Origin of the sequence: Weissella soli (assembly GCF_001761545.1) — a bacterium.
GTDB classification, from domain to species: Bacteria; Bacillota; Bacilli; order Lactobacillales; family Lactobacillaceae; genus Weissella; species Weissella soli.
Genome location: NZ_CP017326.1, coordinates 403,567 through 423,366, shown reverse-complemented (window position 1 = coordinate 423,366; position 19,800 = coordinate 403,567). Strand labels below are relative to the sequence as shown.

The 19,800-nt window shown below is 46.7% G+C and carries 16 protein-coding genes and 1 other annotated feature (1 of these 17 only partly in view); of the genes, 2 read left to right on the top strand and 14 right to left on the bottom strand.

What is annotated here, in order from left to right; all coding sequences use genetic code 11:
- Positions 1 to 217, bottom strand: a binding site (T-box leader) (it extends 44 nt beyond the left edge of the window).
- A 216-nt stretch (positions 218 to 433) separates the two neighbouring features.
- The 13 genes from WSWS_RS02000 to ccpA all read right to left on the bottom strand — a co-directional run bounded on the left by WSWS_RS02000 (position 434) and on the right by ccpA (position 15,094).
- Complete coding sequence (locus WSWS_RS02000; RefSeq protein ID WP_070229687.1) at positions 434 to 2,098, bottom strand: formate--tetrahydrofolate ligase; 1,665 nt, start codon at positions 2,096 to 2,098, stop codon at positions 434 to 436.
- A gap of 30 nt (positions 2,099 to 2,128) precedes the next feature.
- Positions 2,129 to 3,397, bottom strand: a complete 1,269-nt coding sequence (gene purD / locus WSWS_RS01995) for a phosphoribosylamine--glycine ligase (RefSeq protein WP_070229686.1) — start codon at positions 3,395 to 3,397, stop codon at positions 2,129 to 2,131.
- Positions 3,398 to 3,544: 147 nt separating this feature from the next.
- A complete protein-coding gene (gene purH / locus WSWS_RS01990; protein ID WP_070229685.1) occupies positions 3,545 to 5,074 on the bottom strand; it encodes a bifunctional phosphoribosylaminoimidazolecarboxamide formyltransferase/IMP cyclohydrolase in 1,530 nt (509 codons plus the stop codon).
- Positions 5,074 to 5,658, bottom strand: coding sequence for a phosphoribosylglycinamide formyltransferase (gene purN, locus WSWS_RS01985; protein ID WP_070229684.1), 585 nt, complete (start codon positions 5,656 to 5,658; stop codon positions 5,074 to 5,076). Before purN ends, purH begins: the two co-directional genes overlap by 1 nt.
- Complete coding sequence (gene purM, locus WSWS_RS01980) at positions 5,649 to 6,680, bottom strand: phosphoribosylformylglycinamidine cyclo-ligase (RefSeq protein ID WP_070229683.1); 1,032 nt, start codon at positions 6,678 to 6,680, stop codon at positions 5,649 to 5,651. Before purM ends, purN begins: the two co-directional genes overlap by 10 nt.
- Positions 6,680 to 8,212, bottom strand: a complete 1,533-nt coding sequence (gene purF, locus WSWS_RS01975; protein ID WP_070229682.1) for an amidophosphoribosyltransferase — start codon at positions 8,210 to 8,212, stop codon at positions 6,680 to 6,682. The genes purM and purF overlap by 1 nt, the downstream gene beginning before the upstream one ends.
- Entirely contained in the window at positions 8,194 to 10,428 is a 2,235-nt protein-coding gene (purL, locus tag WSWS_RS01970) for a phosphoribosylformylglycinamidine synthase subunit PurL (RefSeq protein WP_070229681.1), read from the bottom strand. The genes purF and purL overlap by 19 nt, the downstream gene beginning before the upstream one ends.
- Before the next feature lie 7 nt (positions 10,429 to 10,435).
- Positions 10,436 to 11,119, bottom strand: coding sequence for a phosphoribosylformylglycinamidine synthase subunit PurQ (purQ, locus tag WSWS_RS01965; protein WP_070229680.1), 684 nt, complete (start codon positions 11,117 to 11,119; stop codon positions 10,436 to 10,438).
- A 1-nt stretch (position 11,120) separates the two neighbouring features.
- Positions 11,121 to 11,369 (bottom strand): phosphoribosylformylglycinamidine synthase subunit PurS, encoded by a 249-nt coding sequence (gene purS, locus WSWS_RS01960; protein ID WP_070230804.1) that lies wholly within the window; start codon positions 11,367 to 11,369, stop codon positions 11,121 to 11,123.
- 12 nt (positions 11,370 to 11,381) lie between these two features.
- On the bottom strand, positions 11,382 to 12,110 hold the full coding sequence (locus WSWS_RS01955; RefSeq protein ID WP_070229679.1) for a phosphoribosylaminoimidazolesuccinocarboxamide synthase: 729 nt from the start codon (positions 12,108 to 12,110) through the stop codon (positions 11,382 to 11,384).
- The gene (gene purK / locus WSWS_RS01950; RefSeq protein ID WP_070229678.1) at positions 12,097 to 13,227 is read right to left on the bottom strand and encodes a 5-(carboxyamino)imidazole ribonucleotide synthase; all 1,131 of its coding nucleotides are present in this window, start codon (positions 13,225 to 13,227) and stop codon (positions 12,097 to 12,099) included. Before purK ends, WSWS_RS01955 begins: the two co-directional genes overlap by 14 nt.
- Positions 13,220 to 13,708: a 5-(carboxyamino)imidazole ribonucleotide mutase gene (gene purE, locus WSWS_RS01945; RefSeq protein ID WP_070229677.1), complete on the bottom strand. Its 489-nt coding sequence runs from the start codon at positions 13,706 to 13,708 to the stop codon at positions 13,220 to 13,222. The genes purK and purE overlap by 8 nt, the downstream gene beginning before the upstream one ends.
- Before the next feature lie 384 nt (positions 13,709 to 14,092).
- Positions 14,093 to 15,094 carry a catabolite control protein A gene (gene ccpA, locus WSWS_RS01940; RefSeq protein WP_070229676.1) on the bottom strand — a complete coding sequence of 334 codons (1,002 nt, stop codon included), beginning with the start codon at positions 15,092 to 15,094 and terminating at the stop codon, positions 14,093 to 14,095.
- A 281-nt stretch (positions 15,095 to 15,375) separates the two neighbouring features.
- Between ccpA and WSWS_RS01935 the strand changes: the two genes are divergently transcribed.
- Positions 15,376 to 16,476 carry a M24 family metallopeptidase gene (locus WSWS_RS01935; protein ID WP_070229675.1) on the top strand — a complete coding sequence of 367 codons (1,101 nt, stop codon included), beginning with the start codon at positions 15,376 to 15,378 and terminating at the stop codon, positions 16,474 to 16,476.
- Between the two features lie 146 nt (positions 16,477 to 16,622).
- Entirely contained in the window at positions 16,623 to 18,425 is a 1,803-nt protein-coding gene (gene pepF, locus WSWS_RS01930) for an oligoendopeptidase F (RefSeq protein WP_070229674.1), read from the top strand.
- A 53-nt stretch (positions 18,426 to 18,478) separates the two neighbouring features.
- Here the strand turns inward: pepF and WSWS_RS01925 are convergent, their stop codons facing one another.
- Positions 18,479 to 19,696: an OFA family MFS transporter gene (locus tag WSWS_RS01925; RefSeq protein ID WP_070229673.1), complete on the bottom strand. Its 1,218-nt coding sequence runs from the start codon at positions 19,694 to 19,696 to the stop codon at positions 18,479 to 18,481.
- Positions 19,697 to 19,800: the final 104 nt, after the last annotated feature.

The following is a 19,800-nucleotide window of genomic DNA, read 5'->3' as shown; positions in this document are numbered from 1 at the left end:
AGAGTATCTCTAAAAAACCTCCATAAAACTCGCACTTTAACCACATGTATCAAACAATACACTGACAACTGACGTATGTCTCACGTCTAAGCATACTTGTAAACTTTCAGCTTAGCCCTCAATGGTCCATTTATTAGTCTGCGTTCGACCCGGCTCACACCCTCCCGGACTCTCTTTGCGCGCACAACTAACTTGATCTCCATCTCATCGGTTTTTGAACGATTTATTTGTTGAATTGAATTATAGACGCATTCATTTTTTTCGTCAACTACTAACTTTAAAAATAACTAAAAATTCTCACCAGAATATTAAAAATCTGGTGAGAATTGCCTATATATCAATCATTTAGGCGTTTAAAAACTGTTATTCTACGCAATTTTTATCAAATTAAGCAGCAGTTGATGACCGTCTTGTTGCTTTTTAATCTAAAAATTTAAAACAAACCAGTAATGTGGCCATTTTCGTCAATATCAATATCGTAAGCTGCTGGATGCTTTGGCAAACCAGGCATCGTTAAAATGGAACCGGTCATGGCAACTAAGAAGCCAGCACCGAGCTTAGGTACAAATTCACGGACATGAATCTTGAAGTCCTTAGGTGCGCCGAGCTTCTTCGCATCATCTGACAATGAATATTGCGTCTTAGCCATGATAATTGGCAACTTGTCCCAACCATACTTGGCAAATTGCTTCAACTGCTTGGCCGCCTTGTCTGACAATTCAACACCGGCACCACCGTAAATCGTGGTGACAATCTTATTCAACTTGTCCATGGCTTCATCTTCGAAATCATACAGGGGCTTAAATACTGATGGTCGCTCAACTGCTTCGATCACTGCTTGCGCAAGTTCAGGTGCACCAGCACCACCTTGCTCCCAAACGTTAGCTAAATAAGCTTCGGCCCCATGCTCACGCGCATAGGCTGCCACCGTTTCAATTTCTTCAGGTGTATCAGTGACGAAACGGTTCACAGCAACGACTACCGGCACGCCGTAGCGCATCATTGCGTTCAGATGTTGCCCCAAGTTAGCCAAACCACGCTTTAAGGCCTCGACATCTGGGGTCTTTAAATCATCCTTGGCTTTACCACCGTGCATCTTCAACGCACGAACGGTGGCTACGATGACGATTGCATCCGGGGTCTTCCCTAACAATGGGACTTTAAAGTCTAAGAACTTTTCGCCACCCAAATCAGCACCGAAGCCAGCTTCAGTAACGACGTAGTCTGCTAATTGCAATGCCGTCTTGGTCGCACGAATTGAATTGGTACCTTGGGCAATATTTGCAAAAGGGCCTCCATGAATCAAAGTTGGGGTGTGGGCAAGTGTTTGCACCAAGTTAGGCTTAATGGCATCCTTTAACAAAGTCGTCAAAGCACCGGCAACACCTAGCTCTTTGACGGTAACTGGTTCACGATCATATGTATAACCAATGACGATTTTTTCGATACGCGCCTTCAAATCCATCAAGTCATGTGACAAAGTTAGGATGGCCATCAACTCGGAAGCAACGGTGATATCGAACCCATCTTCACGCGGCACACCAGAAGTTGGCCCACCAAGGCCGATCACTGTGTGTCGCAATGCTCGGTCGTTGACGTCCAACGCGCGCTTCCAAATCATGCGGCGTGGATCGATATTGAGTGGATTTCCTTGATAAATTGAATTATCAATCACCGCCGCCAATGTATTGTGCGCTGACGTCAAGGCATGAAAATCCCCCGTAAAGTGCAGATTGATATCTGCCATTGGGACCACTTGTGAGTAACCACCACCAGTCGCTCCACCCTTCATGCCCATCACTGGACCAAGTGATGGTTCACGCAACGCAATCATCACATTTTTGCCGGCCAAAGCCAAGGCATCAGACAAACCAACCGTAACGGTTGACTTACCTTCGCCGGCTGGTGTTGGGTTGATTGAGGTCACTAAAATCAATTTACCCAACGCTGTCTTACGTGCGACGGTTGGATCAATGTTAATCTTGGCCTTATCACGGCCATATGGTTCAACTTCGTGTTTTTGCAAACCAACCTTGGCCGCAATATCATCGATGGGCCAGACTTCGGCCGCTTGTGCGATTTCAATATCTGATTGCATGTTTGATCCCCTTAAATCTTAATAAATTTATTATAACGCTTTTGTTTCATTTTCGGCTTGCACAGCTTGATAGCCAATATCATGCCGATATTGCAGGCGCGTATCTAACGCATCCAAGGCTGCATAGATTTTGGCGGCCGCTGCGGTAGCGCTCTGTGCCCGACCTACCACGGTCACGACCCGGCCACCATTGACGACTAGCGCATCATCTTGCTGGATCACCCCAGCATAGTTCATATGCAGATCGTCACCGGTAATTACTGGGACTGGTAAGCCTTTTTCGGGCTTTACCGGATAACCAGGGGCGGCCAAAACAACGCCTAAATAAATATCTGCATCTTGCCAAACAACTTCAGGTTGCTGGCCAGCCAGCAAATCGAGCAACATTTGATAAAAATCTGACTCTAATTGTGGCAGGACAATTTGGGCCTCAGGATCACCTAACCGCACGTTAAATTCAATCACTTTTGGACCCTTTTCAGTCAACATGACCCCGGTATACAGAATGCCAGTAAAGGGATGTCCACTCGCCTGCATACCTGCCAAGACAGGTTCGACCAATGTTTGAATTGCCTCTTCTCGAATGGCGTTGCTCAACCACCGCACAGGACTATAGGCCCCCATACCGCCCGTATTAGGACCGGCATTTTGGTCCAACAACCGTTTGTGATCTTGGGCAATCGGCGCGTGTACCACGCCAAGCTCGCCGACAAATGAGAAAATTGAGAATTCAACCCCCGCCAAATACTCTTCGATCACGAGTTTTTGGGCAGCATCTTTTGCATAAATGGCCGTTAATAATGCGGTTAATTGCGCCGTGTTTTTGACAATGGTGACACCCTTGCCCAACGCTAACCCATCTTGTTTGACGACAACGGGGAAACCGAATTGCGTGGCTTTGGCATAAGCATCAGTCAGTGATGTCGCCACATCGGATGCTGCAGTGGGAATATGATTGGCCGCTAATACTTGTTTGGAGAAAGCCTTTGAACCCTCTAACTGAGCTGCGTAGGCTGTCGGTCCAAAAATAGGTAAGCCCGCTTGCTGGAAGGCATCGACGATTCCTAATGTTAACGGCTCTTCTGAACCAACAATCGTCAAATCAATCTTGGCCCCTTGAACAAAGGCAATAAGCTCTGCAATCGCGGTGGCCGCAATCGGCTTGATAACTAATCCTGGGTCGGTCATACCGTCATTGCCTGGTGCAATGACGACTTGATCAACTTGCGGACTACGTAATAATGTCTGAGCAATGGCATGTTCACGGGCACCGGAACCAATCACCAATACTTGAGCCATAATAATTTCCCTTTCTAACTTGTGAGCCTCGCACTAGACAACCCCTGTAACCAGCTGTCTACTACGAGGCTCATTTTTCAATGAGTCTCGTAATCTATTTAATATTGAGTATTCCTTAGCAAGCGCACTGGCTTCCTAGATTTACTTTTAGTGACGGAAATGACGATTGCCACTCAAAACCATTGCAATACCAAGCTCGTTAGCTTTATCGATTGATTCTTGGTCGCGGATTGAGCCACCTGGTTGCACAACCGCTTTGATCCCATGTTCAGCCGCATACGCCACTGAATCTGAGAATGGGAAGAACGCATCCGAGGCCAAAACAGCATCTGACAAATCATCAGTAATTTTCTTAGCGTTCTTAATCGCATATGTCACTGAGTCGATGCGGTTTGGTTGACCGGCACCCACACCGAGCGTTTGACCATGTCGGGCCACCACAATGGCATTTGACTTCACGTGCTTAACGGCCTTTTGTGCAAAGACCATCGTTTCAAGCTGTGCTTGGGTTGGCTTCACTTCAGTAACCACTTCGAAATCTGCCAGTTCTTCATTAACCAAGTCACGGTCTTGTACGACGACGCCCCCAAATACTGACGTTAGTTCATAACTTTGTGGTACATCAGTCGTGAATGGTAGTGTCAATAGACGTAAGTTCTTCTTCTTAGCTAAGGCGGCATAAGCTTCATCAGTGAAGCTTGGTGCGATAATAATTTCCAAGAAGATAGCCTTTAACTTCATGGCTGTATCCAGGTCAACCTCACGATTCAAGGCCACGATACCACCAAAAATTGATACTGGATCAGCAGCAAATGCCTTATCCCAGGCAGTTTCAATGTCAGGACCCTGACCAATACCGGCTGGGTTCATGTGCTTAACCGTGACCACTGTTGGCTCTGAGAACTCAGCGATAATACGCAATGCAGCATCGGCATCACGAATATTGTTATATGACAACTGCTTACCGTGCAAAATGTTAGCTGACAAAACAGAGTATGGCTCAGGCAAAGCTGTCTTATAGGCAGCTGCCTTTTGGAAGGGGTTCTCCCCGTAACGGAGCTCCTCAAACAACTCAAAGGTTGGGGTGAGTTGTGCGGGGAAAGTCTCTTCCGTCAAGTAGTTGGCAATCAAGGCATCATAGGCAGCGGTTTGACGGAAAACTTTGGCTGCCAAACTTTTGCGAAAGGCCCCATCAATTTCATCATGACGCAACTTTTCCAACACGAGGTCGTAGTCAGCTGGATCGGTAACCGCCAACACACTGGCAAAGTTCTTTGCGGCTGAACGCAACATTGAAGGACCACCGATATCGATATTTTCAATGGCCTCCGCTTCAGAAACGCCTTCCTTTTGAATCGTTGCTTTGAATGGATACAAATTAACCACGACTAAATCGATTGGTGTGATATTAAATTCTGCTAATTTTGCCATATGTTCTGGCAAATCACGACGGGCCAATAACCCGCCGTGAACACGTGGATGTAATGTTTTCACACGACCATCCAACATTTCAGAAAAACCGGTAACTTCATCAATTGCGATTGGTGCCAGACCAGCCTCAGCCAAAACCTTCAAAGTCCCACCAGTCGATACCAACTCATAGCCTAATTCGGCCAATCCTTGCGCGAATGGCACCAGGCCATTCTTATCTGAAACACTTAATAGTGCACGTGCCATTAGTTAAATACTCCTTCTTTTAATAACCATTCCAATGTATCTGGGTATAATTGATGCTCAACATCATGAATTTTTGTTTCCAATGACGCTAATGTGTCATCGGCCATGACTGCAACGGGCGCCTGCGCGATGATCTTACCCGTATCCATCCCCGCATCCACATAGTGGACCGTCACCCCGGTGATCTTCACCCCATAATTGAATGCATCTTCAATCGCATGGGTGCCGGGAAAGCTCGGTAAGAGCGCCGGATGAATATTGATCACCTTATTGGGGAAAGCATCGAGGAGCGTCGGCGTCAACAAACGCATATAACCAGCCAAGATAATCCCGTCTACGCGGGCCGCCGTGAGCGTCTCAACGATGGAAACTTCGGCCGCTTGGCGATTTTCAAATGCTTTATAGCTCATTACCCGATAAGGAATACCAAATTTCTCAGCTAACGCAATTGCCCCGATATTGGCATGATCGACGATCAACTGGACAAATTCGGCATCCAATTTGCGGGCCATCATCGCTGTTTGCAGTGCTTCAAAATTGGTGCCGTGACCAGAAGCAAAAATGGCTAAGCGCGTTACTGCCATGGCGCTTCCCCCCTAAAAACAACCGCTTCTGTTTGCCATGCCGTCATCTTGCCAACAACATAAGCATCATCACCCAGTTGGTGCAAAACTGCGGCAGCATCTTCCGGACGAACCGTCAAAATCATGCCCAGGCCATTGTTGAATGTCAGTAACATATCATGCAATGACAAGGTACCGGCCGTTTGCAAGGTATCAAAAATCGGCAAAATCGGCCAAGTACCCCAGTTAATTTCAGCGGTCAGGTCAGTCCCATATGCCCGAGGCAAGTTCTCGATAATTCCCCCACCAGTGATATGGGCAATACCCGTAACGAGTTTTTGTTGTAGCAAAGGCAAAACTTGTGCTGCATATAGCTTGGTTGGTTCCAACAAGGCCGTTTGTAGGGTCGGATCTAAGTCTTCCCAACCGGCACCATCGTTGATTCCCAACACCTGGCGGACCAATGAGTACCCATTTGAGTGAATACCTGATGAAGCTAAGCCAATCAGGACGTCACCCGCTTGGACACGATCGCCAACTAACATCGCATCACGTTCAACGATCCCGACGCCAAATGAGGCCAAATCATAGTGATTATGCGCATACAAGCCAGGCAGTTCAGCCGATTCACCGCCAATCAACGCCGCACCGACTGCCTTCGTGGCTGCCGCAATGCCCCCTACGATCTCCGCAACCACTGCCGGACGCATCTTATCAACCGCCAAATAGTCCAATAAGAACAACGGCTTGGCGCCCTGCGCCAAGATATCGTTCATGGTCATGGCGACCAAATCTTGACCAATGGTGTCGTGCTTATTCGCCGCAATCGCTAAGAGTAGCTTTGTCCCAACACCATCCGCCCCAGCCACTAGGACCGGATCCTTGTAACCCGCACCGATCGCAAAGGCTGCGCCAAAGCCGCCCAATCCGGCGAGCACATGGTCGTTGTATGTGTCTTTAACCGCCGTTGCCATCTGTGCCACAGCTTGGTTACCTGCTTCAACGTCAACGCCAGCAGCAGCATAAGCGTTTGTTTCTGCCATTATTGCTCTCCTTCTAAATGCAAATCTTGCTTAGCCAATGTCCGGACTTGTGTTGGTGAGTATGTGGTCGTAGGTTCTGGTGCAAAATCAACTTCACCCCGTGCTTCCCAAGCACTTAAACTTGCTTGGAAATCATAAATTGGGCTAGGATAGTGGCCGTCAAAATAAGCCGTCGTCAAACCAGTTCCTGCACCTTGATATGGCAAGTTAATTGCGGCTACCAATCCCTCCGTTGACAAAAATTCTAACGAATCAGCCCCGATAATCTGACGCATTTCTTCCTTAGTGTGGTTGGCCGCCATCAACTCTTCAGTTGTTTGCATATCCACCCCATAAAATGATGGAAACCTAAATGCCGGACTTGCTACGCGGACGTGCACTTCCTTGGCCCCAGCTTCGCGCAACATTCTAATGATGAACTTTGACGTGGTACCGCGGACAATTGAATCATCTACTAACACAACCCGCTTGCCCCCGACGACATCAGGTACCGCGGTTAACTTCATTCGCACCGCCCGCTCACGGCGTTCTTGCGTAGGTTCAATAAAAGTACGGGCGACATACTGATTTTTCACCAACCCCATTTCATTTGGCAAACCAGCCGCCTCGGCATAACCAGCCGTTGCCGATAGGGCTGAATTTGGTACCCCAACGACAATATCAGCTGCAACTGCGTGCTCTTGAAATAAGGTCCGGCCCATGCGCTTGCGAGCATTATGTACATTCACCCCATAGATGTTTGAATCTGGCCGAGCAAAGTAGACATATTCCATGGCATCGATATTCAAGGTCGTATTTTCAGTGTAACGTTCAATCGCAATGCCATTATCATCAATTTTAATCAACTCTCCCGGTTGGACATCCCGGACAAAGCGGGCGCCGACAACGGCTAAAGCGGCTGTTTCTGAAGTGACGATATATTGGCCATCTGGCATTTGACCAACGACAAACGGCCGGAAACCATGCGGATCTAGTGCTGCATACATGGCGGTTGGGGTCATCAAAAGGAAGGCAAAGCCACCACGAACTGTATTCAAAGCTTCAATCAACTTTTCCTTGAAGGTCTCAGCCTTCGAGCGACGAATCAAGTGCAACAAAACTTCTGTATCTGATGATGATTGAAAAATCGAACCGCTCTCCTCGAGTTCTTTGCGCAAAGTTTTGGCATTGGTCAAATTACCATTGTGTGCCAAAGCATATTGCTCATTGGAAAAATTCACCATCAACGGTTGGATGTTTTCAATACCATTTGAACCGGCCGTAGCATAGCGGACATGCCCAATGGCTGCTGTCCCAACCAGGCTCTTGATGCGTTGTGGATCACGGAAGACGTCCCCCAATAAACCTAACCCACGCTCTTGCCACAAGTGCTGATTATTATTAGCGACGATGCCTGCCCCTTCTTGACCACGGTGTTGCAAGGCATGCAAACCATAGTAGGTCAAGTTAGCCGCATCATCACAGCCCCAAACGCCGAAAATACCGCATTCCTCGTTTAGTGAATTTTGATTTTCTACTTGCTCAAAAGCCATGAGATAGCCTCCATATACTTCTTCTCGGCAATCGTCTTGTCGACATTAATTTGGGCATCAATTCCAGCCATCTTTAAGGCTGTATCTTGAGACACCGTGCCTAAACGACGCGCATCCGCGCCAGCTAATTCCTCAAATGCACTAGCTTGCTGAGCTGGTACTGAGACAATAAATTGTGATGGGGCTTCTGCAAAGTACATTGACGTAGGAACCTCAGCGGATACATCCAAACCAAATGGTGTTTTAAAGGCTGATTCTGCAAGTGCCACGGCGATCCCACCCTCGGCGATGTCATGGGCTGAGACAATCAAGCCGGCCTTGATGCCATCCAAAACGATTTGTTGGCTACGTAACTCAGCTTCATCATCAAAGGCAAATAACTGACCTTGAATGTGACCAGTTTCCATTTTTTGCAATTCTGAACCATTAAAGGCTGCTTGGAAGTCACCAACCAGATAAATGATGTCATCGGCATTTTTAAACTTAATGGTCGTGATATCTTTGTTATCTTCGTGCAAACCAACCATCCCCACCATTGGCGTTGGGTAAATTGCTTCACCATTGGTCTCGTTGTACAATGACACATTTCCTGAAATGATCGGTGTGTTCAACTTCTTGGCAAAGTCATTAATCCCCATCACCGATTGGTCCAAGGTCCAATAGATTTCTGGATCATCCGGGTTACCGAAGTTCAGGCAATCGGTGATGCCGATTGGCAAAGCACCGGTGGCCACAATATTACGGGCAGCTTCGGCAATAGCCATCTTACCGCCGTTATATGGATCAAGATAAACAAACCGACCATTAACATCCGTTGTCATGGCCAAGGCCTTCTTCGTACCTCGAATTCGGACCACCGCGGCATCACCACCAGGCTTGATCACTGTATCAGCCCGCACTTGTGCATCGTAGTGACGGAATAGATCCGCCTTCGACGCACTCGTTGGCTGCGCTAACAACGCTAAGAACGTTTCAGTAACGTCAGTCGCAGTTGGTTGATATTGTGCTTCGTCAACATTTTCTAAATAAGCCGGCTTCTTTGAAGGCATGTCTTGTTTAGGTGCCTTCGTTAAAAATTCAACATCCAAATCAGTGACAATGTCACCGTGAAATTCCAGTCGGTAACGCCCGTCGTCAGTGACTTCACCCACGATGACCGCTTCTAATTCAGCTTCTTCAAAGACCGCAATGACTTCTTGTTCATGACCCTTGGCCACAACCAACAGCATCCGTTCTTGTGATTCTGACAGCATCAATTCGTATGGCGTCATGTTCGTCTCACGTTGTGGCACCGCATCCAAATGCAACAAGATACCCATGCCGGCCTTGCCGGCCATTTCAGATGACGAAGATAAGATACCGGCAGCACCCATGTCTTGTACCCCGATAATCACATCACCATGTTCATTGATAACCTTGAGGGTGGCGTCCATCACTAACTTCTCCATAAATGGATCGCCCACTTGCACGGCGGAACGATTCTGTTCTTCATCGGTGTTGAATTCAGCTGAGGCAAAGGTCGCACCATGAATACCATCACGCCCAGTCTTAGCGCCGACATAAATGACTGAATTACCCACACCTTCGGCCTTACCAACTTGCATGGCGCGTTGATCTAAAATACCAACTGCCATGGCATTAACTAAGGGATTACCTTGATAAGAAGCATCAAAGGCTATGTCTCCACCAACCGTCGGAATTCCAATCGCATTACCATAACCGGCGATACCGGCCACAACGCCTTCGACGAGTGCTTGCGTATGGGGGTTATCTAATTCACCGAACCGCAAACTGTCTAAGGCAGCGATGGGTTGGGCACCCATTGAGAAAATATCACGCAAAATACCGCCAATACCCGTCGCAGCCCCTTCATAGGGTTCAACAGCTGAGGGATGGTTATGTGATTCTGCCTTAAAGACTACCGCTTGGCCATCACCGATATCCAAAATACCGGCCCCTTCACCAGGCCCTTGTAGGACACGTTCATTTTCCGACCAGAACTTACGCAAAACCGGCTTAGATTTCTTGTATGATACATGTTCTGACCACATGGCTGAGAAGATGCCGGCTTCAGTATAATTTGGCAAACGCCCAATTGTATCGACAATCAATTGATATTCTTGCTCAGTCAAGCCCCACTCAAGATAGAGCTTTGCGTCGCGAACTTGCTCAGCGGTTGGCTCGTTAGCCATCGGATTTGTCACTGTTTCAATCATGATTAACCTACTTTACTTTTGCCAAGATGTTCGCCACAATTCCTTTGAAGAAAGCGCGTCCATCCGTGTTACCCAACAATTCATCAACTGCCCGCTCCGGGTGGGGCATCATGCCAAACACATTCCCCGCCTTATTGGTAATCCCGGCAATGTTGTCCACTGAGCCGTTAATGTTCTCTTGGTAAGTAAACACAACCTGGTGGTTAGCGTACAAGTTGGCGATTGTCTCTGCGTCAGCATAGTAACGACCTTCACCGTGCGCCACTGGAATGGTCAGTGTGGCACCCGCACCATACTCGCTTGAAAATGGCGTGTCAGCATTCACGACCTGCAAAGGGACATCATCATTAATAAAGCCCGGCGCCTTACCATCAACGGCATTACGCATGAGTTGACCGGGTAGCAAACCAGCTTCCGTCAAAATTTGGAAACCGTTGCAAACGCCCACCACCAACTTACCGGCATCAGCGGCTTGTGTCACAGCTTTCATCGCAGGTGAAAAACGGGCCACCGCCCCGGTACGTAGGTAATCACCATAAGCGAACCCACCGGGTAGGAAAATGGCGTCATAGTCATCAAAATCAGCTTGGTCTTTCGTGACGATGTCCGCATCAACCCCAAAATCTTGTAAAGCATAATACATGTCAAAGTCACAGTTTGAGCCTGGGAAACGAATCACGGCTGCTTTCATGTTAAGCCTCCTCCAAATCGAAGCGGTAAGTTTCAGTGTTGTGGTTGATAAGCAACTCAGTGGTAAAGGCTTTCACCAATTCACTAGCGGCTGCTTCATCTGCGGCGGTCAACTTAATTTCAAAATACTTACCTTGGTTCACACCTTCAACTGTGTTGAAATCCAAACGATGTAATGCGGCTTTAATGACTTCCCCTTGAGGATCCAAAATTGATGGCTTGTAAGTAACGTAGATTTTAGCAAGGTACAACATAATTTTCTCCTAATAATGCAATGCATGTTGCAAACGTGATAAGACAATTTCATAGACGTCCGTAATTTCACCCGTGCCCTGACGGAAGACATCTTTATCCAAAGAAACCTGCGTTGTCGCATCAATCAGGCGCATGTTATCAGGTGATAATTCATCAGCCAAAAGTAAGCTACCATCGGCTTGATAACCATACTCAACTTTGAAATCAACCAAAATAATCCCGATTTCGGCGAATAAGGCGGTCAGCTTTTCATTAACCGCTAAAGCCGTACTGCGGAAAGTTGCGATATCCGAGGTGCTTGCCAGACCAAGTGCTAAAATTTGGGAGTCGTTTAAGCTGGGGTCGTCTAATTGATCATTTTTATAATAGAATTCCTGGACCTTTGGTGTCAGCTCTTGCAAATGTGGCACCGCATACTTACGCTCAAAACTACCTGATGCGTAGTTACGTGTGACGACCTCTACCTTAGCCATGGTCAATTTTTTTACCAAAACGTCGGTGTCATTCAAGCGTTCGACGAAGTGGTTGGCGATGCCTTGCTCCGCCAAGTATTGGAACAATAGACCCGAAATAGCGTTCGTATAGTGCGCCTTATTGGTAATTGCTTCCTTCTTCTTACCATTCAAGGCCGTGGCTTGGTCAAGATTATGAACCCAAACTAATGCCGGATCGGTCGTATTGTAAACGGCCTTCGCCTTGCCTTCGATGATTAAGTCCTGCTTCTCAATGTTGCTCATGTGTTTGACTCCATGTTTCTAATTGTCCGATCGCTGTGGCACCCACCACAGTGATGTGCCCCATTTTTCGATTTCGTTTGATATCAAGTTTGCCGTAGTCGTGGAAGTGCCATTCTGGATGTGCCAGCAGCTCTTCACGTGCTTGGGTCAATTCGTCACCAAGCAGATTCAACATCAGTGCTTGATCCACGGTTTCAATCTCAGCAATTGGCAAGCCGACAATGCTGCGCACATGGGCTTCAAATTGTGAGATGTTAGAACCCTCAATCGTATAATGGCCTGAATTGTGTGGTCGGGGGGCGAGTTCGTTGACGTAAACGTCATCACCCGCGACAAACATTTCAACCCCGAGGACCCCGCGCAAATTCAATGCCTCGGCAATATCCGTTGCAATTCGGGTAATCTTCGCCTGCAACAGTGGGCTCACTTGGGCTGGTGCTAAGGTCGTCTTCAAGATGTGGTGTTGATGTACATTTTCAGCCACTGGCCAGATACGTACTTCATTAAACCCATCCCGTGTGACCATGACACTAACTTCACGGTCAAAGTCAATTTGTTGCTCCAAAATAAGTGGGACTGTTTCAGCGACGGGCCAATGTGAAATCAATGTGTTTAAGGCATCAGTGTTAGGAATATCCCACTGACCATGCCCATCATAACCGCCCTCAGCCGTCTTCAAGATGGCTGGGCAAGGGACCTCTTCAGCGACCTTAGCATCCAATTCGACGACTGACTGCACTTCAGCAAAGCGTGCCACTGGAATACCATGATCGGCTAAGAATTGCTTTTCACGTAAACGATTCTTGGTGATATAGAGCAAATCGGTACCTTGGGGCAACTCTGTGATTTGACTGGCGTGTGCCAACGTGGTTAAATCGACGTTTTCAAATTCGTATGTCAACACATCTGCTCGACGTGCCAATTCCAATATCGCGGCTTCGTCATCATAGTCAGCGGTAATTTGAAAATCCGCTACCTGACCAGCAGGACTATCTGGCGTGGGATCCAGCACCCCGACACGGTAACCCATTGGCTTGGCTGCTAAAGCAATCATGCGTCCTAATTGGCCGCCACCGACGATGCCGATCGTGGCTGGCGGTAAAATAACCTTACTCATTTAATGCTGCCTCACTATCAATTGCTGCTTGCGTTTGTGCTTCACGGAAGTGCGCGACTGCTTCAGCCATCTTAACATCACTGATACCAATAATTTGAGCGGCTAAATAGGCGGCATTTTTCGCACCGGCTGTACCGATTGCCACGGTGGCCACTGGTACGCCAGCCGGCATCTGCACGATACTCAATAACGAATCGAGTCCGTTCAATGCTTTTGATTGAATTGGCACCCCAATCACCGGTAAGGTCGTACTAGCTGCCAACATACCAGGTAGATGTGCGGCACCACCCGCACCAGCAATAATGACTGACACGCCATTTTCGCGGGCGTTCTCAGCAAATTGGGCCAACGTTTTTGGCATCCGATGTGCTGAAATGATGTGTTTTTCAATCTCGATGCCCAAGTCGGTTAAAATATCGGTCGCAAGTTGCATGGTTGGCCAATCCGAAATTGACCCCATGACTACAGCTACTTTCGTCATTGTTAGGTCTCCATGTCATTTATTGACGTTAAAGTTCGTCTTTTAATATAGATTAAACCGGTTATAGCTATTTTTGTATATAGTAATTCGTAAATTAACCAAAAATACATCATTTTTGTTCGGATTTTAACGTTTTATCAAAAACACGAACCGAACGATTAAATTTAGATGAAAAAATAGTGGCAAAATGGATAAATTTGCTAGCGATGGTTCTTTTTTACGTCATTTCATGGGATTAAAGTTCGTATTTTCCATATAATGACGGCTTAAATGGCATGCTAGCGGCACTTAGCCACCAACTTTCAGCATCACCAACCAGCTGTGGTTGCCGTCAGACACAAAAAAAGTCCTACCGGCAATCTGCCGATAGGACGTCGTCATCAATTATTTTGTGGTATCTCGTTCTGCATAACCGTGTGGCAAGATAATATTCTTGACATCAAGTTTTTCATGATTCATTAACTTGGTGAGCATCCGCATGGCAACCGCCCCAAGATCATAGATTGGCTGTGTAATCGAACTCAATTGTGGTCGCGTCATAACCGTCAAACGTGAATTATTGCTCGTGATGATTTCAAAATCTTCTGGCAATGAAATTCCCATATCAACAAGACCATTTAGCAAGCCCGCTGCCATCTCATCATCAACGACAACAGCCGCGGTGGCCATAGAATCATTCACAATATGGGCTAATTGATAACCGCTTTGGTAATCATAATCCGCTGTGATGACCAAGTTCTCATCAAATGGAATTCCCGCAATTTCAAGGGCTTGTTTGTATCCCACTAATTTATAATCACGATTGATTGAGTGCTCGCTGGGTCCCATAATCAAGGCCACTTCTTGGTGACCACTCTTGATTAAACGCGTCGTTGCTTCTTGCGTTGCCAACGTGTAATCAATCGTCACTGAGGCTTGGGCTTGTTCAGCGTCAACTGAGCCTGCCAAGACGATTGGCACATCGGCCTTGGCAAATGCATCACGAATGGGCTCGTTAATCAAGTTACCCATGAAGATGATCCCATCTACCTGTTTGCCAAGCAAACTATCCAACACACGCAATTCCTTGGCATTAGATTCATCGGAGTTCGCTAAAATAATCTGGTAATGATACATCGCGGCAACGTCATCAATCCCACGCGCAAGCTCGGCGAAATAATGGTCGGTCACATCCGGGATAATCACCCCAATCGTTGTGGTACGCCGTGAAGCCAGCCCGCGGGCAACTGCATTAGGACGGTATCCCAAACGTGCGATAACCTCTTCAACCTTGTCCTTGGTCTCTTTTTTAACATTGGCGTTACCATTCACAACTCGTGAAACGGTCGCCATTGAAACCTTAGCTTCACGCGCAACGTCATAGATGGTGATGGTTTGTTTCTCCATAATTTTCTCCTCACTGAGCTTGTACTGTCTCGCTCAATTTTCTTAATATCAGATATATAAAATTCATATCCGAAACCGTATAAATCGCTGATTTCATACCTGTTTGTTATGGTTAAGTATACCCGAAATCTGGCTCTAATTGCAAACGTTTACAAGTGTTTTTTAATAAGTTTTCAGGTTGGTTTTCATAAATTGTTACAAATCTGACGTGCCAAGCGATGATGGATAGCATTAATTGGAGTATAATCACAAGTAAATCTAGAACAAATGAGGTTATTTTCATGTCAGAAAAAATCGATACGATTAAGCAATGGTTGAACGAGCATCAAGTTGATGTTGCCTACATCTCAGATTTCCATACCATTTCATACCTAACTGGTTTCGAGTCTGACCCAATTGAGCGCATCCTGGCCTTGATTATCTTTGCCCAAGACGAGCCCTTCATCTTTGCGCCAGCATTAGAGGTTGAGGCGGTTAAGGAAACTGGCTGGACGCATCCTGTTTATGGTTACCAAGACCATGAAAATGGCTGGGCAATCCTGGCCGGTCACATCAAAGACCATAGTCAACATCTAACTAACTGGGCCGTTGAGCAAAATCAATTAACCCTTGCCCGGGCCAATTATTTGCAAACTGCGTTGCCTGAGATAAAGTTTACGGCTGATTTGACGCCGATGCTTGAAGAATTCCGTTTGCACAAGTCAGCTGCCGAAATTGAAGAAATGCACCATGCCGGTAATGATGCCGACAAGGCTTTCCAGTATGGGTTCGCTGCACTAGCCGAAGGTGTTTCAGAATTGGCGGTCGCGGCTTATCTTGAATATGAAACGAAGAAGCGTGGAATTCCAGGGATGTCCTTTGAGACATTGGTCCAATTTGGCGCCCATGCAGCTAACCCCCACGGCAACACGGGGAACACCATTTTGCAGCCTGGTGACATGGCCTTGTTTGACCTTGGAACGATCTACGGCGGACATGTTTCCGACGCAACCCGTACGGTCGCCTACAAGTCCGTTTCAGATCACCAACGAGACGTCTACAACGTGGTGCTAGAAGCACAGTTAGCCGCGCAAGATGCGGTTAAACCAGGCATGACGGCTGGAGAACTTGATAAGATTGCGCGCGATGTCATTACTAAGGCTGGTTATGGTGAATACTTTGTACACCGTCTCGGCCACGGTCTCGGTTCATCCGTGCATGAATCCATTCAAATCGCCCAAGGTAACGATTTCGTTTTGCAGCCCAACATGGCCTTCTCCATTGAACCAGGTATCTATATTCCAGGCGATATGGGCGTCCGGATTGAAGACTCAATTGTCCTAACAGAGACTGGTGCTGATTCATTCACGCACCTGTCAAAAGAGTTACAAATTATTGATTAAATAGGTCGCCAACGATTGAAAATTTTTTCAATCGTTTTTTAGTTGAATGCCCGCTGACCCCGGCCTACTTTAAATTAAATATCGCTAATCTTTTATCATTGTTCTATAATTTAATTATCTTATTTTATGACTGAGGTGATCACTACATGGCTGAACAACAACCACGAGCAACTTTTGCTCCGGAAACTACCTGGGACTTAACGGCCCTTTATCAAGATCAAGCAGCCTTTGAGGTTGCCATCGCAACGGCTACCACACACGTAGCGGCTTTCGTGGCCAAATATACTGGGAATTTGCACACACTGGCTGATTTCCAAGCGGCTTTTACCGATTTAGCCCCGATTACAATTGAACTTAATCATATTGGTCAATATAGTTTCATCCCCGAAACGACCGATTTCACCAATGCATCATTTGCGCAAATTGCGGCCCGCGGTGGTCAGTTCTTAACTAGCGCTGAAGGGGATTTGTCCTTCTTTGAAGCCGCCTTAATTAATGCACCCGCTGATGTTTTTGCTGCTTTAGCTGAGCAACCTGAGCTGGCGGCAGAAATTCGCCGGATTACCCGGTTAAAAGCCCACTATCTTGGTGCTGATGTTGAACGGGCGCTCACCAAGCTAAGCTCAATTCAACATGCACCAGAGGATGTCTACGTGCGCATGCGCGCGAGTGATTTTAAAATGGCTGACTTTGAGGTCGCCGGTGTGACCTATCCTAATGCCTTCGTGACATATGAAAATTTCTATCAAAACCATGAGAACGCTGAAATTCGTGAAAAGGCCTTTCGAAGCTTTTCGGATGGTTTGCGGGCCCATCAACATGCAGCGGCCGCTGCTTACTATAATCAGGTAAAAAAAGAAAAGGATTTAGCTGATTTGCGTGGTTACGATAATGTTTTTGATTATCTCCTCGACAAACAAGAGGTCACCCACGCCATGTTTGACCGCCAGATTGATTTGATTATGAACGACTTCGGACCAATCGCACAACGGTACTTGAAGCATGTTGCCAAGGTCAACGGCCTTAAAAAGATGACTTTTGCTGATTGGAAAATCGATCTCGACGGTGCCTTGAATCCCGCCGCTGATTTTGCATCAGCGTATGACTTGGTCTTGGCGGCCACTAGTCCCTTAACTGAGGAATACACGCGCGAAATTAAACCTTTCAAGGAGGAACGTTGGGTCGACTATGCCCCTAACATTGGTAAGGAGAGCGGTGGTTATGCTACTGACCCCTATCGCAAGCATCCGTATATCTTGATGAGCTGGACCAATCGTTTATCAGATGTCTACACCTTGGTCCACGAGATTGGCCATGCTGGTCAATTCATCCTGAGTGCCAACAACAACTCAATCTTCAATGCTAGTATGTCAACTTACTTCGTGGAAGCTCCATCAACCTTTAACGAGCTGCTCTTGTCAGATTACTTGGAAAACCAAGCCGATGACCCACGCACGAAACGGTTCGCCCTGGCGCACCGTCTAACTGACACCTACTTCCACAACTTTATCACCCATTTGCTGGAAGCGGCTTTCCAACGCGAGGTCTATAATTTGATCGAGGCCGGTGAAACTTTCGGCGCTGAGAAGTTGAATAGCATCATGCAAGGTGTCCTCCAAACTTTCTGGGGGGATGCCGTTGAAATTGATGAAGATGCCGCGTTAACTTGGATGCGTCAAAGCCATTACTACATGGGCTTATATAGCTACACCTACAGTGCCGGTCTCGTGGTTGCGACCCAAGGATTCATCAATGTCAAGTCCCATCCCGATGAAGGCGTCGCAAACTGGCTGAAGTTTCTGAAGTCTGGCGGTTCACTAGATCCGATTAACACGATTAAGTTAACTGGCGCAGACGTCACGACCGATGAACCACTCCGTAATACAATTAAATTTTTAAGCGATACCGTCGATCAAATTATCGCCTACACCGCTGAAATTGAAAATTAATCACCAACTGAAAAACGTCACAGATGTTATCCTCATCTGTGACGTTTTTTATGTTAATAAACTAATGTTTGCTGAGGCTTAACCATCACATAGGCGATTCCCAACGCCACAACATATAGAATGGCAATCACGATAAACATTGATTGATACTGTAAATGCAGCCCATTCGTGATGAAGCTCGCCAACTGATTACCTGACAAACCAGCAATTGCCCAGGCCGACAACGCCAACCCATGAATTTTAGAGATAGCTTTCATCCCAAAGCGGTCACTCAATAGTGGTGGCAATGCCGAGAACCCACCACCGTAACCGGCATTGATGGTAAAGAAAGTCATGACTAAGACGATGGCTAACCAGGCCGCCGTGCTTGGCATGAAAAAGGTCGCCAATGCTAATGCGGCTGACAGCACAAAAATAATTTTATAAACTGTGTTACGATCCCGCAAATGATCTGATAAAGTCGCAAAACCGATCCGACCAGCAGCATTGAAAAAAGCATCCACACTGACAACAGTCGTGATGGCCGTCGCTGAGAAAATGGCGATACCGTTGCCGTTGACCAACGAACCCATAATATCTTTTTCCTGCGAAATCACAGCTAATCCACAGGTAATATTCAAGTAGAACATCAACCAGATACCAATAAATGAACGATTTTTCAACAAAGCAACGGGCTGAAATTTATTAACCAAGGGTTCCTCAATCCAATCATCTGGCTTCTTGATCAACACCATCCCTAGCGTCATTGTTACCAAGAACACCGCCGCCAAAATGACAAACATTTGCCACAAACCGATTGACTGTTGTAATTTGAACATAATTGGTGAGTACACCATCTTAGCCAAGCCAAACCCGGCGACTGCTAATCCCGTGCCCAACCCCTTGTTGTCCTTAAACCAAAGCATTAAGGTCTTCACTGGTGTGAGGTATCCAATCCCCAGCCCGATGCCCATGATGATACCATAGAAAAGATAAATGCCCACGAGTGAATGTGCGTGAATACTAAGACCAGTCCCAGCCATACCGATCACGAGAAACACGGTTGAAAGTAAGGCTGATTTTTTGATGTCTTGTTCAACAAAGTGACCTAAAACCGCTGCTGACATCCCTAAAAAAAAGATAGCCAATGAGAAAGCCCACTCTACATCCGCGGTGGGTTGCCCGGTATAATCAGCAATCGCCTGTTTAAAGATACTCCAACAATAAACTGTTCCGATACTGCTATGAATCAACAATGCTGGTAAAGCAGCACGCATCCATTTATTATTCACGATGATTCTCCTTGAAAATAAAATATATAGTTCGTGTATTCATGAATATTAAACTATAAATCGCCATAAAAAGCAACAAATTACGAAATATACCTCGAATTCTT

Coding starts and splice junctions, on each gene's coding strand:
- WSWS_RS02000 (WP_070229687.1), bottom strand. CDS start 2,098: ATGCAATCAGATATTGAAATCGCACAAGCGGCCGAAGTCTGGCCCATC.
- purD (WP_070229686.1), bottom strand. CDS start 3,397: ATGGCTCAAGTATTGGTGATTGGTTCCGGTGCCCGTGAACATGCCATT.
- purH (WP_070229685.1), bottom strand. CDS start 5,074: ATGGCACGTGCACTATTAAGTGTTTCAGATAAGAATGGCCTGGTGCCA.
- purN (WP_070229684.1), bottom strand. CDS start 5,658: ATGGCAGTAACGCGCTTAGCCATTTTTGCTTCTGGTCACGGCACCAAT.
- purM (WP_070229683.1), bottom strand. CDS start 6,680: ATGGCAGAAACAAACGCTTATGCTGCTGCTGGCGTTGACGTTGAAGCA.
- purF (WP_070229682.1), bottom strand. CDS start 8,212: ATGGCTTTTGAGCAAGTAGAAAATCAAAATTCACTAAACGAGGAATGC.
- purL (WP_070229681.1), bottom strand. CDS start 10,428: ATGATTGAAACAGTGACAAATCCGATGGCTAACGAGCCAACCGCTGAG.
- purQ (WP_070229680.1), bottom strand. CDS start 11,119: ATGAAAGCAGCCGTGATTCGTTTCCCAGGCTCAAACTGTGACTTTGAC.
- WSWS_RS01955 (WP_070229679.1), bottom strand. CDS start 12,110: ATGAGCAACATTGAGAAGCAGGACTTAATCATCGAAGGCAAGGCGAAG.
- purK (WP_070229678.1), bottom strand. CDS start 13,227: ATGAGTAAGGTTATTTTACCGCCAGCCACGATCGGCATCGTCGGTGGC.
- purE (WP_070229677.1), bottom strand. CDS start 13,708: ATGACGAAAGTAGCTGTAGTCATGGGGTCAATTTCGGATTGGCCAACC.
- ccpA (WP_070229676.1), bottom strand. CDS start 15,094: ATGGAGAAACAAACCATCACCATCTATGACGTTGCGCGTGAAGCTAAG.
- WSWS_RS01935 (WP_070229675.1), top strand. CDS start 15,376: ATGTCAGAAAAAATCGATACGATTAAGCAATGGTTGAACGAGCATCAA.
- pepF (WP_070229674.1), top strand. CDS start 16,623: ATGGCTGAACAACAACCACGAGCAACTTTTGCTCCGGAAACTACCTGG.